The sequence below is a fragment of the Methylobacterium sp. WL18 genome (assembly GCF_008040015.1).
In the GTDB taxonomy this organism is placed as follows: Bacteria; Pseudomonadota; Alphaproteobacteria; order Rhizobiales; family Beijerinckiaceae; genus Methylobacterium; species Methylobacterium mesophilicum.
Genome location: NZ_VRVD01001281.1, coordinates 1 through 539, shown reverse-complemented (window position 1 = coordinate 539; position 539 = coordinate 1). Strand labels below are relative to the sequence as shown.

Here is a 539-nt window from a genome sequence, read left to right as displayed (position 1 = left end):
CGCCAGGCCCGCGAGCCGGCGCTCGAACCGGCCCGCGTCGAAGCGGTCGTCGCGCGCCTCCGCGGAGAGGAAGAACCGGTCGTCCGAGGCGCGCAGGAAGCCCGGGATGTTGAAGGCCGGATGGTTCAGCCGCGGCAGGCGGTTGAGCACCAGCAGGGCGAGGTGGATCGCGATGCAGCTGGTCATCATCGCGAAGGAGATGCTCGGCACCACGAAGGACGGCCAGGACAGGCGCGGGCGCCCGCCGATCAGGAACACGTAGTCGTAGGCCGTGGCGTAGACGCAGAGCGCGTAGAAGCCCGCGCCGCCGAGCAGCGCGCCGGCGAGCGCGTAGGGGAGGATCGAGCGCCCCTCCAGGCCGAGGGAGCGCAGGGTCCGGGGCATCGGCACCGGTCCGTGCCCGTCGAGATGGACTTGGTCCGGGGGGCTGATCCCGGACACGGCCTGGAGCGCGGCGGCGAGGTCGGCCTGGCTGGCGAAGGTGGCGGACACGCCCCAGAGCGGCGCCGGACCCGGATCCTCCTCCGGGCGGGGGGCGG

At 74.0% G+C, this 539-nt stretch carries 1 protein-coding gene; it reads right to left on the bottom strand.

Annotated features, from left to right (window positions below; genetic code table 11):
* Positions 1-539: DUF3341 domain-containing protein (locus tag FV228_RS32325; protein ID WP_147858023.1), on the bottom strand; the 539-nt coding region annotated here is incomplete at both ends.